This window comes from Romboutsia lituseburensis DSM 797 (genome assembly GCF_900103615.1).
In the GTDB taxonomy this organism is placed as follows: domain Bacteria; phylum Bacillota; class Clostridia; order Peptostreptococcales; family Peptostreptococcaceae; genus Romboutsia_F; species Romboutsia_F lituseburensis.
Window position 1 is genome coordinate 155,918 of sequence record NZ_FNGW01000001.1, and the last position, 12,468, is coordinate 168,385.

Below are 12,468 nucleotides of genomic sequence, written 5' to 3' on the forward strand. Positions count from 1 at the left end.
TTTATATCTTTATTTTCGTAATTTATATCATCATTGCCTAAGGAATCAATTTCCTCTTCTATTTTATATCCTAGGTTTAGTCCTTCTATATATTCTTTAAATTTAGGAAATTTTTTGTATTCCCATTCAGTCCAAACACCAAATTCTATAGTATTTCCATTATTATCTTTACATGTTAAGAAAGGTGTGTTTCTTCTTGGTAAGTAACTATTTTGTCTAGTTCTAGAATTTCCAAACTCATCTTTATATGCTTTGTCTCTTTCTTTTGATATATTTTATTTTTTCTTTACTAACTCTACAGTTACAACATTTATGTTATTATTATTAAATATCTCTTCTATTTGTTCATATTTATAATTTAAGTTCTCTACCATATGCTTTAATATATTATATCCTACTGCATTTTTAGGAGATTTATTTATTTCATTCTATTGTAATAAATTGATTGTTTATCTGCTTTTGCCATTCTGTTTAACCTCTATCTTCTAATATCTTTTATGATATTTTACTACTGAGAATATATAATCTCCATCTAACCAAAACCATTTCTTAATATATTCTCTTCCATAAGGCAATTGATACGTATCACTACTATTTTGAGCATAGAGTCTATTATAACATACCCCATTAAATGTAGAAGCTGGCATATTATAATACTTCTTATTTCCCTTTACTTCTTTTGTCTACTTTACAGTTTCTTCCCAATTTTCTACTATTATTTCAGTATATTTAAAGGTTTCTAATGAGATATGCTGCTTTATATTTCCATTCTTTTCAATTCTAATAGTTTTAAACTTTATATTAGCTTTAGAAAACGCTTCAATATTATCTAACTTATTATCTTTTATTCCAGGAATATGACTAGATATAATTTAAGCATAATTTTTAGGTAAAGCGCCATTTTTACTAATTAAATTTATATTTAATTCTTCACATATTTCATTTATACTGTTACCATAATACGGTCTAAATTTATCATTTAATAATTCTTCTATACCTTTTTCAGTTCCTTTAAGTATGCTAACTGTATTTTCACCTTTAGTTCCTAATCTTTTTCGTGTTAAGTGAGTCAGGTATGATGATTTTAGTGAAAAAGCTCTTTGCATAGCTGATATATCTAAAATTTGGTGATGTCTAACTGAATTTTTATTGGCTTATTTTGAGCATGATCTTAAGTAATTTGCATCTACCTTAGAATTTACCTCATATTCAAAATGTCTCTCTTCTACTACTTGAACTAAATTTCATTTAGCTTTGCTATCTTTTAATCTATCATATTCATCAATTTTTCCAAAGATTTTACATATAAAGTTTATTTGCATGCTCTAATGTATAGTCTATAGATTTATCATTATATTTCAACATTTAATAATTACTTAAATTATCTATTTTAAATTCATCTAATAAATATTATACTTATCTGTAGTTACTATATCAATTAGTATACAAATAGTTTAATTATGGGGGAGTTACTATGGCTGGATATATTTTTAGTTTAAATGATATAAATGCTTTAGATTTTTGTGTGGAGAATGGAGTTTATTCAACTAATCTTTCGCCTCCTACTGTGAAAAGAGATGGTTCAATAGTATGGAAAACACATCATGAAGGTACATTTGCTGATTATTTTTCAATGAAGCCTGGAGATAATGTATATTTTTTTAATGATAGGAAAATTTATGGAGTAGGTACTTTAATTAATATAAATTTCGATTGTAAATTTAGTAATTATCCGGATGCATTAGTTCCATATATTCCTGATTATAAAAATATAGAAAATTCTATTTTGTTAAATACAGGAACAGATAGTATAAATAATAGATGTATCTGTACATTTAAACCTGAACCTAATTTCTTTAGAGAGGGGATAGATATTGATGATGTTTTATCTTCTAATCCTAATGGATTTAAAATATTAAGATCGTTTTGGAAGTTGTCTTTTATAAAAATTGACAATCAAGAAAATAAAGCTTTAAGAGATATAATACTTAAGAGAAATGAAAATTTTATAGGTTCTAAAAATTCAAATGAAATAATTATATTTAAAGATAATTTCCATAATAAAATAAGTAATAAAATAACACCTTCATATAACGCAAGCTCTAAGGATATTTTATTTTCATGTAGTTTAGATACTAAAATAGGACATGAAATGGCTATTGAAGCTCATATTTTAGATGAATTATCTAACAATAAAAATACTTTATTTGGGCATTGGGATTATATATCACACCAAGTTATAGCATCTCCTTTTAAACCTATAGATTATATGGACAAGATGGACATATTTGGTTATAGATATATAAAAGGATATGATACTATATCAAAATATTTAGTAGTAGAAATAAAAAAAGATACTGCTAAAACAGATTTAATTGATCAAGTAATGAAGTACGTTGATTGGATAAATCATGAATATGCTTATGGTGACTATTCTATGATTGAAGCCTTTGTTGTTGCTAGTTATATTCCTCAAGATGTTATTGATTACTCTAAATCTATTTGCTCTAGAACTTACACAAAAGGTAGAAGACCTATAGTTACAGATATTTGGAAAAATATTAGATTTATTGAATATTCCTATGACAAAGCTTCTAATCAGCTTAATTTCTTAGAAGTTAAATAAGTTTATTATATATATAGTAAGATTATCTATTTAAAATAGTAACTTTACTATATCTATGTATAGTACTTATTGTTAGTTGCTATTTATTATTATCTAAAAATACCTCTTCTCTATTATATTTAATGTATTCTAGCTGTTTTTTATTTGTCTATATATTAATTTCATTATTTATATTTAAATTAATATAATCGTTTAATTCTATATTTTTAGGTTAATAAAATCCTTATCTAACATAAAATAAGTTTTGTAGAATCTTGTTCTAAAAATAATTATATGCATCATCTCCATCCTGTACTTTTGAGTCTATTTATAAAATATAATATTATTTTTCACCATTTTTCTCCTTATTTCCTTATATATAAAATTATATATTATTAGTTATTATTATTAAATATTTTATCCATAAATAAAAATAGGTTATCTATTCCTTACAAAGAATAAATAACCTATTTTGCTATACAATCTATTTTTATTAATATTTACTTAACTAATGATAGGATATATTCTTTGTCTAGCCAAAAACATTTCTTAACATGCTCCCTTCCATCTGGCAATGGATATGTATCACTGCTATTCTGGGCATGAGGTCTTGTATGACATACTCTATTAAAAGTAGATGCTGGCATATTGTCATACTTCTTATTGCCTTTAACCTCTATAATTAGTCCCTCTTTTATAACTTTAATTGTCTCTTCCCATGTTTCTTTTAACTTGGTATCTAAAATATTTAATGGCATATTCCATAACTTTATCTTATCTAGTCTAAGTACATCATTTTCATCATATCTAAATACTACAAATAAATACTTCTGCTCAGCAAATGTATTTCTAAGTTGTGACTCATCCCATTCTTCTTTTATTATTTCTGTATACTTAAATGTTTCTAGTGACATATGTTGTTTTATTTTTCCATTCTTTTCAATTCTAATAGTCTTGAATTTTATATTAGCTTTAGAAAACTCTTCTATATTGTCTAATTTATTATTCTTTACTCCAAGTATACGGCTAGAGATTATCTGTGCATAATTTTTTGGTAAAGTTCCTTTCGCACTTATTATATTAATATCTAATATTCTACAAATTTCATCTATACTTTTTCCATAATAGGGACTAAATTTATCATGTAATAGTTCTTCTATTCCTTTTTTAGTTCCTTTTAGTATACTTACTGTTTTTTCTCCTTGCATCCCTAGTCGTTTCCTAATAAGGTACGTCATATATGATGACTTTAGAGAAAATGCTCTTTGCATAGCTAGTTCATTAGAAAATGGTTGAATTCTTACTGAATTTTTGTTTGCTCCTTTTGAGCATGCCCCTAAGTAGTTTGTATCTGCTTCTGATAATTCATGTGCTTTACCTGATTTTATCTTATTAACTATAGTTTTCCAATCATTTCTAATAACTATTAAATCTTCTTCTGAGAAATTATGTAGCATAACATCTTTTACTACATAATCCTTTCTATCTATTTCTTTTTTCCATTCATAAAATACTAGTAGTAATTCTTTATTTTTCGTCCAAAATGAACTTTCTTCAAAACTTTTTTTATATTCTTCCATATAGTTTATGATGTTTAAAACTAATCTTTCTTTAGCTGATATAGTTTTGTTTTTATTTACTTTATATGGTGTTACTTTTAACTCTACTCCAACATGTACAAAGTCTGCTTCTGCTCTAGAATTAACCTCGTATCCAAAGTAGCTCTCCTCTACTACTTGTCCTAAGTTTCCTTTGCCCTTGCTCTCTTCTAATCTATCGTATTTATCTATCTCTCCAAATGTTTTTCCTACTAGTTTATTAGCATACTCTAGTATAGAGCCTATTGATTTGTCATTGTAATTCAATTTTAATTTTCCCCCATCATATTTTTACAAAATAAAAGTGCATAATATTAACATTATACACTTCTAATTTACACTATCTATTTAGTTATTGCAACTTCACCATATGCACTTGCTTGCTCTTCATTATCAACTATACTTTTTATCGCATTTCCCATTTTTTTAACTAAGCTTACTACTAATGCATTACCCATACAGAAGTATCTAAACTTTTCTGGCATACCACTATTAGTCCAGTTATCCTTAAATCCATTAAGTCTTTCTGCTTCCATTGGTGTTATTAACCTTAGTCTATCTGTTTGAGGATCTCTTACTACATGAGTACTTCTATTTACTGATGATTCACTAGTAAGCATTGTTCTAGCAGGTCTGTCTATTGGATCTGGAAATGCTAGTGGTCCTTCACTAAATATATAGTTATGTCCTGTTTTGCTAGTTCTCTCTATTTTTTTAGCTCCTTTTAGGTATTCCCATTTAGCTAATTTTGCTTCATCTCCGTCTAAATAATACTTTTCATCTACATCTGTTTCTAATATATCTTTTAGCAATGTAAACGTTCCATTGTACTTAGGGAATGTTTTTTCTGTGTATATTTTTCCATTGCTCATTATACCTGCATTTTCAAATTCTAGTTTGAAATTATCAGATATATCTACTATGTCATTATATTCCATAACTTCTTGCTTGTATTCAACTACTTTATCTTCAAATGATGATATTAGGTTATTTCCGTTTACGTCTTTTATTTCGTGTATCGGGAATTCTTTTTGGAAAAATCCTGTATCATGTATCCATTCTCTAAGGTTTTCTCTATTTATATCCTTTGCATAATCCGTATCACTCTTGAATGCAAATATAAATATTCTTCTTCTTCTTTGGCTAAATCCGTACTCAGCTGCATTTATGACTCTCCACTCTACTGAGTATCCTAAATCATTAAAACACGCTAACATTACTCCAAAGTCACGTCCTCTTTGTTTTGCTGGTGATTTTAATAGTCTATCAACATTTTCTAGTAATACAAATCTAGGTTTCTTAGCTTCCAGTATGTCTCTAATCTGCCACCATAAAACCCCTTTTACTCCTTGTATTCCCTTCGCTCCCGTTCTAGCTACTGAGTAGTCTTGGCAAGGAAATCCTCCTACTAATAGGTCGTGGTTTGGTATTTGGTTTTTATCTACCAGTGATATATCTGTGTTAACATGATTTTCAACTCCAAAGTGGCTAACATAGCAGTCAAAAGCATGTTGTACTTTTTTACTTGGTTCCCATTGGTTCGCCCATACAAATTTAAATTCATCTGAAGCACTTTCTAGACCTAGTCTAAACCCACCAACTCCAGCGAATAATTCGCATACTTTTATCATCCGTAATTTCCTCCTTTGTATAAGCATTATGTTTCATTATACTATATTTTTTAGTGTTTGAAAAAATCAATTAATCTATATAAAGTATTATTATCTTTATTAATTTTAAATATTATTATAGTAATTTTTATATTTTCTTTTATTATTATAGAACGTATTTTTCACTAAGTCAAACTTATGTTGTTTATTTTTTATAATTAATCATCATTGTTTATACTATGATAGAGTTTACTGTATTTTCTAAATCTAAAAAATATCTAATATTCATACCCTCATCTACTATCTTTAATTTAAGAGTTATCATTGGCATTAAAAAGAATGTAAACAAATTTATTTTACATAAAGCTCTTTACATTCTTATAGTTATAAAATAAACAAAATCTTTATTAAATTTAAACTTAATATATCAAATTATTTTTAATTTTCTTGAATATATATATTGCTATTTTTATACTATATCCTATTAATTCTGAATCTTAGACTATCATTTAATAACATACCTATTATCTATTTTTTTATATTTCTGTTTATGTTTATGTTTGTTCTTATTCTTATTCTTATGTTTATTCTTATTCTTCTCCAAGATTTTTTTCAAGTTGATTTCAGACTCAAAAATTTTTAAAATACGGTATGCATACCCTATCTATATGGATATCCTCCAAAAGCTTTTATTTTTTCTTTATTCAAATAATGACTTAACTCATCTTTTCTAATTCTATCTTAGTATCTATTAATAATTTTTCAAAGAATGATTCTAAGTACTTAAAATCAGACCTAATGTTTCTGTTTACATCTGAATAATTAGATAATACTAAAGCATTTCTAAAGTAAAGTGAATGTTTTTTGAATAAGTCATTATTTACGTTATACCCTAAACTTCTTAAGTATTTTATAATAAATACTGCTGTTGTTCTTGTATTGCCTTCACAAAATGGCTGTACTTGCCATATTGAAGATGTAAATCTAGCTAATCTGCTAACTGATACCTTAGCACTTTTTTTACGTTCCTCTTCAAAGTCATATGCTAATATATCCATTAAATCATTATAATCTCCATATATAACGCTATCTCCACCAAGTATAGGTTCTTTTTTACTTATATTATAATCTCTAAATTCTCCAACGTATCTTTCCAATTCGCCTTTGAATAAATCTTTAAATAAAGCTCTATGAATACTTTTTAAAGTTATTGGACTAAATTTAAAACTTCCATTTTCTAATAATTGAACTATTCTAACAGATACCAAATCACATTCTTCATTCTGAATAATTGCTTCATCGTTAGGATCAAGTTCTTTGTAGTAAGAGTAAAGAGCATTTTCTACTTCTTTATATGTTTTCTTACCTTCTATTGAATCTTGCATTAATTGTATAAGATATTTCGAAGGTTTTAAATTATCTACTTCATTTAACCCTATTGCAACTTCCCAGTTATTTTTCTTTTCAGATTTGTCGATTCTATCTTCTGTCAACTTTGTATATGATGGTTTTGTGTACATATTTCAATCCCTTCTTTCACTAGATTAATCCATTTACTTTTCTTATATATACACTATTAATTCTAAAACTTAGACTATCATTTAATAGAATATCTATTATTTATTTTTGTCTATTTCTGTTTATCTTTATGTCATTCAAAAATCACTTAAATCTATAGAGCAAGAATGAAATTCCTAAACTAATTAAACCAAATATAAGCCCTAATGCTAAAAAACAAGTTAAATACAAGTTGTATTTTAAAAATACTGACTGTAGTACTGATAAGTCAATTTTTAAAACTGTACATATAACAGAAACAAACATAGTAGTTACAAATATACATATTAGTCCAGAACCAGAGTTTTTTAAGTCTGCTTTACTTAAGGACATATGTGTACTTATTGAATACATTATGAATAAAAAAATCCAAAATCTAAAATTTATCAAATTAGATATACTAAATACCATCTCAAATAATAGCTTAAAGTTATTTGCTAAAAGTAAATATATATCTTGAAGATTATTTGTATTAATTAAATCTATATACTCTGAAATGTTTAACTTTAAAAACATCTCTGGGAGTAATAGCCTGAAGCTAATACTTATAGCTATCGTTCCAAATATCATAGGTGCTATTCCAATAAAAAAGTTACCTATTCTTTGATACAAGCTTCTCTTGTTATATCTATGCTCTACAAAGCCTAGCACACCATCAATTTTAGCTGCCCTTGGTCTAAACAATTCAATTTCCACTATTTTGTGACCAAATATTAATGCCATTAAATAATGACTTAATTCATGTATAGTTGTTCCTATAACACCCGTTATTAAAATACCGTTAAATCCAAATGCTTGTTGAATATAAGCTGAGTTTTTTTTCTCTATAAAATTATAGATCATACCAAATAGGACAAATACTCCTATCATAGATATGGTTAATATAAAAGTAGTTTTTATAGTTTCTAATATCATATTTTATCCTCTCTCTATCTATTTGCTATATTTATTATACACTATTAATGCAAAAGCTTAACTTATATAGGCATGATCAAATTATAAAAAACACTAAAATCCTCTCATTTTTTGACAAAGTTTTATATTAGCTTTATAATTTCTATATACATAAATTTAAAAGATATATCTCTCCGAGATAAGGTAGGTGTTTGGTTTGAGTTTTGGGGAACGATTTAAAGCTTTAAGAAAAGAAAAAGGGTTAAAACAACAGGAGCTATGTGATGATTTTTATAAAGTATCAGGACGTAAGTTATCAAAGTCATCAATATCTCAATACGAAAAAAATAAAAGAAAACCTGAAATTAATACATTAATGGATTTGGCTGACTATTTTGAGGTAACAGTAGATTATTTATTATTAGGTACCTATAGAGATAGATTTTTTGCTCATAATTCTTCAATTCATGATTATATATTATATTTATCTGATCTATTTTTTAAAAACCCTGATATTCCACAAAGGGAAAAAGATATCGTTTTTAAAGAAATATGTATGATTTATTTTGACTCTTTAGGTATATAGGTATACAGGTTAACTTTTAAAAGGCTTTGTTAATTAACAAAGCCTTTTTTGATATCTAATTTAAACAAATATATCTATTCAGATACTTCATGTTCTAACACTTCTTTTTTAAATATTTTTTTGAGTTTCTCTATATTTAGTATAGAAAAAACAACAGACACTATCATTAGTATTATGCCTACCATCTTAATAAACAAGAATTCTTCTTTTAATACTATCCATCCTAAAATTACAGATCCTATAAGTTCTCCAGATGCTAGTATGCCAGCTATAGATAAGTCTATATCCTTACATATGCCTTCTATATAGCATATATAAGCTCCTGCTGCTGATATAGTCCCTAATCCTATCATATAAGGTAATATAGTCATATCTTTTATGTGAGCAATTATTTCTAATGGTTTAGAAATTGGTATCATAAATAATACGCCCATGAAAAAGCTATATAATAATATTGTTATACTGTTAGCTTCCTCTAGCACTTTTTTACTTATTATAGACATACAAGCATAAGATATAGCAGCTAAAATGCCTAAAATTATACCTATCCCACTTATATTCAAATCCTTAAATCCTCCACCTGTAACTGCTAATACTGATCCTACAAAACAAATTACAACAGTTATTATCTTTTGAGCATTAATAATTTCTTTATATACTAATTTAGATAATATTGTTAAAAATATAGGTGAAGTGTATAAAAGTATTGCTCCAGTAGATACCCCAACTTTATCTACTGCTGTAAAGTAAAATGTGTTAAACCCAGCTTGGCATATAAGTCCCATCACTAAACAGTATATAAATGTCTTTTTATTAATCTTTAATAAACTTTTATCTTTTATAATACAATAAAAAAATAATAATACCGCTCCTAGAAATAATCTAATAAAAGCAACTTGTAATGTACTTATTCCTCTTACCATTAGATTTTTAGCAAATAACCCAGTTGTCGACCAAAGTATACCTGCAATAATTACCAATATATATCCTTGATGCTTTGTACTAATTTTATTTTCTAAAATATTTTCCATGGTTAATACTTGTATGTAATTTAAAAATACCTTTATAAGTATTAGTTATATTTATGCCCATTAGCATATCCCCCCTTTTCACCTTTACATTGTTATTATTGCAAGTATTGTTATATATCTATATAATTATCACTACTTATAGTATAGCTCATTATTTTGTGAATTGTTGTAATAGTCGTTTTTTGTAATAATAAAACTCCAACAAATATAATTATCATAAGTTTATATTTATTGGAGTTTATTTTACTACATATAAGTTTTTAGTATTTGTTTTTGTATTAGCCTTCCATACCTGATTCATTGTCTACTGCTTTATCATTTTCCAGTTTATCAGTTCCTACATTTTCATTTTCTTCAGATTGTTGTACGTGTTCTTTTATCTTTTGTTTCATACTATCATCTAGTTCAAACCATATTTTCGCACTTTTTTCTTTTTGCCTTAATTTAGATAATTCATCATTTAAATTCTCTATATCTCTATTTAAGTCAATTATTTTACCTTTAGAGTAATCCAACTCTTTACTTACTTTAAAAAAGTCTTTTTTGCTTATTCCTTTTGGAGATATAACTATTCCTAAGACTAATCCTACTATTAATCCAAATATACAGATTACTTCTCTTTTATACCTTTTTTTAGTTTTACGTGTTCTTTTCCTCATTGTGTCAACTTCCTCCTAGATGATTATTTCTATGTTTTATTTCTATAATTTACATAAAATATTATTTAAATTTATTTATATAATAATATAACTCACTTGTCGAAATTTGTCATTACTTGTTTTTTACATATTTTTCATAATTGTTTTATAGAAATTATATATATTTATTATATCGGCAAGTTTTTTTATATCCTAAGCATTTATTTATTAAATATACAAAATATTTATTCATTTATGTGATAATACCCCTGTATCATATCTACAGTTATAATATAGTCATAATTTCCTTATACGTAAAAAATACCCCTACGTCGGTTTTAACGACATAGAGGTATCTTATTAATTATACATTTTTTATATTTTTATTTTTAACATGTTTTCTTTCATAGTTAGAGTATAATAAAAGTGCTATTACACCAAATAAAGTTGGTCCAAATACCATCATTATTGAGTCAAATATTTGACCATCTATTGCTGGTTGAACTATAGCAAATATATTAGCAAATCCAACTAACAATCCTACTACTAATGCTGATATTAAAGCTATTGAATGAGTTTTATAAACTACATATGCTTTTTCAACTTCACCATCTAATTGTTTTTTCTTAAATTTAGGGAATGCTGCTAATAAGAATAAGTATGGTATTGTCATTGCAACATTAGTCATTAATGTTAGTATTCTAAAGAACTGAGAAGCTCCTTTTCCACCAAATGAAACTATTAATATTAAAATTATAACTATTACAGCTTGTGCTTTCATAGCATTTATTGGCATACCATTTTTTACTTCTCCAAGTTTTCCTGGCCATACTTCTTTTGGTGCACCAGAGATTAAAGTTTTTAATGGAGAATAAGTTAATGTAAAGAATGCTCCTGTTAATGCTAAGAACATAGAGAATCCAACAAATCTAGCTGTCCAATCACCCATTTGTATAGCTACTGTTTCAGTTACTCCCATAGCACTTCCTAATTGATATCCTAGGTTGTTCATTAATACATAAGCAACGTTACCTAAATGAACATTTTCACCAGATAAAACTTCTGACCAATTAGTAAACATACCACATGCAAATATACCTACTGCATATCCTATTGATATAACTATTGCAGAAATAACAAGACCTTTAGGGAAGTTTTTCTCTGCATTTTCAGTTTGATCAACTAATCCACCTAAAACTTCAAGTCCTCCAAATGCAAATATTGCAAATGTAACAAACGATAATACCATTAGTGGTGTTTGATATTGAGGATTAGGAGATACTACGAAAGCTTGAGAGAAGCTTTCAATTGGTTGAGATAATTCCCCACCATTTAATACTACTACTGATACTGCTCCTACTAATAAAACTATATTTAATAAAGCAACAAATGTTCCACCTATAGAAGTTATCTTAGTTATTTTTTCAACACCTTTACTTCCTACAAATGTAACAAATATTATCCACATACATCCTAATAGACCTAAAATCTTAGTTGAGTCTAACCCTAATATGCCCCATGTAGATGTAACATCTGATCCCATTATTGCGTTTGAAAGCGGTACCCATATACTTGAAGATACACTAACCATCCATACTATGTAAGATGCATACCACATAAACGTACCCATAAAAGCAAACTTTGGACCTACTGATTTTTCCATCCAAGAATACATACCACCACTTTCATTTTTAAATGATGAACCATATTCAGCCATCATAAATGCGTATGGTATAAAGAATAATAATGCACTTAATACATACCATGGAATAGCCCCATATCCCATTAAGTAATATGATCTTGGCATATTAGTAAAACCAAATACTGATGTAAATATCATTAATATTAATGATACTAGTGTAAGTTTTTTTGCGTTATTCCCCATATTTTCACACCCCTATATTCATTTTTCATAAAATATTATATGTATTCTAATTTTATATCTACAT

General features: G+C 26.7%; 11 protein-coding genes. 2 read left to right on the plus strand and 9 right to left on the minus strand.

Annotation, left to right across the window (positions count from 1 at the left end; all coding sequences use genetic code 11):
* Positions 1 to 485: 485 nt before the first annotated feature.
* Complete coding sequence (locus BLP75_RS18050; RefSeq protein ID WP_170139098.1) at positions 486 to 647, minus strand: PDDEXK family nuclease; 162 nt, start codon at positions 645 to 647, stop codon at positions 486 to 488.
* Positions 648 to 872: 225 nt separating this feature from the next.
* A complete protein-coding gene (locus BLP75_RS00700; RefSeq protein WP_092721890.1) occupies positions 873 to 1,106 on the minus strand; it encodes a hypothetical protein in 234 nt (77 codons plus the stop codon).
* Positions 1,107 to 1,474: 368 nt separating this feature from the next.
* On the opposite strand from BLP75_RS00700, the gene BLP75_RS00710 reads away from it, so the two are divergent.
* Positions 1,475 to 2,626 (plus strand): PDDEXK family nuclease, encoded by a 1,152-nt coding sequence (locus BLP75_RS00710; protein ID WP_170827919.1) that lies wholly within the window; start codon positions 1,475 to 1,477, stop codon positions 2,624 to 2,626.
* Positions 2,627 to 3,105: 479 nt separating this feature from the next.
* On the opposite strand, the gene BLP75_RS00715 is transcribed toward BLP75_RS00710, so the two are convergent.
* The 4 genes from BLP75_RS00715 to BLP75_RS00730 all read right to left on the minus strand — a co-directional run bounded on the left by BLP75_RS00715 (position 3,106) and on the right by BLP75_RS00730 (position 8,285).
* Positions 3,106 to 4,470, minus strand: a complete 1,365-nt coding sequence (locus BLP75_RS00715) for a Sau3AI family type II restriction endonuclease (RefSeq protein ID WP_092721892.1) — start codon at positions 4,468 to 4,470, stop codon at positions 3,106 to 3,108.
* A gap of 77 nt (positions 4,471 to 4,547) precedes the next feature.
* Positions 4,548 to 5,834: a DNA (cytosine-5-)-methyltransferase gene (dcm, locus tag BLP75_RS00720; protein ID WP_092721894.1), complete on the minus strand. Its 1,287-nt coding sequence runs from the start codon at positions 5,832 to 5,834 to the stop codon at positions 4,548 to 4,550.
* A gap of 695 nt (positions 5,835 to 6,529) precedes the next feature.
* Complete coding sequence (locus BLP75_RS00725; protein WP_092721896.1) at positions 6,530 to 7,333, minus strand: Fic family protein; 804 nt, start codon at positions 7,331 to 7,333, stop codon at positions 6,530 to 6,532.
* 142 nt (positions 7,334 to 7,475) lie between these two features.
* Positions 7,476 to 8,285 carry a hypothetical protein gene (locus tag BLP75_RS00730; protein WP_092721898.1) on the minus strand — a complete coding sequence of 270 codons (810 nt, stop codon included), beginning with the start codon at positions 8,283 to 8,285 and terminating at the stop codon, positions 7,476 to 7,478.
* Positions 8,286 to 8,481: 196 nt separating this feature from the next.
* Between BLP75_RS00730 and BLP75_RS00735 the strand changes: the two genes are divergently transcribed.
* Entirely contained in the window at positions 8,482 to 8,850 is a 369-nt protein-coding gene (locus BLP75_RS00735; protein ID WP_170139097.1) for a helix-turn-helix domain-containing protein, read from the plus strand.
* Positions 8,851 to 8,924: 74 nt separating this feature from the next.
* Here the strand turns inward: BLP75_RS00735 and BLP75_RS00740 are convergent, their stop codons facing one another.
* The 3 genes from BLP75_RS00740 to yjeM form a co-directional block, all read right to left on the minus strand.
* The gene (locus tag BLP75_RS00740) at positions 8,925 to 9,881 is read right to left on the minus strand and encodes a DMT family transporter (RefSeq protein ID WP_092721902.1); all 957 of its coding nucleotides are present in this window, start codon (positions 9,879 to 9,881) and stop codon (positions 8,925 to 8,927) included.
* Between the two features lie 278 nt (positions 9,882 to 10,159).
* Complete coding sequence (locus tag BLP75_RS00745; RefSeq protein WP_092721904.1) at positions 10,160 to 10,540, minus strand: hypothetical protein; 381 nt, start codon at positions 10,538 to 10,540, stop codon at positions 10,160 to 10,162.
* Positions 10,541 to 10,883: 343 nt separating this feature from the next.
* Positions 10,884 to 12,404, minus strand: coding sequence for a glutamate/gamma-aminobutyrate family transporter YjeM (gene yjeM, locus BLP75_RS00750; protein ID WP_092721905.1), 1,521 nt, complete (start codon positions 12,402 to 12,404; stop codon positions 10,884 to 10,886).
* Positions 12,405 to 12,468: the final 64 nt, after the last annotated feature.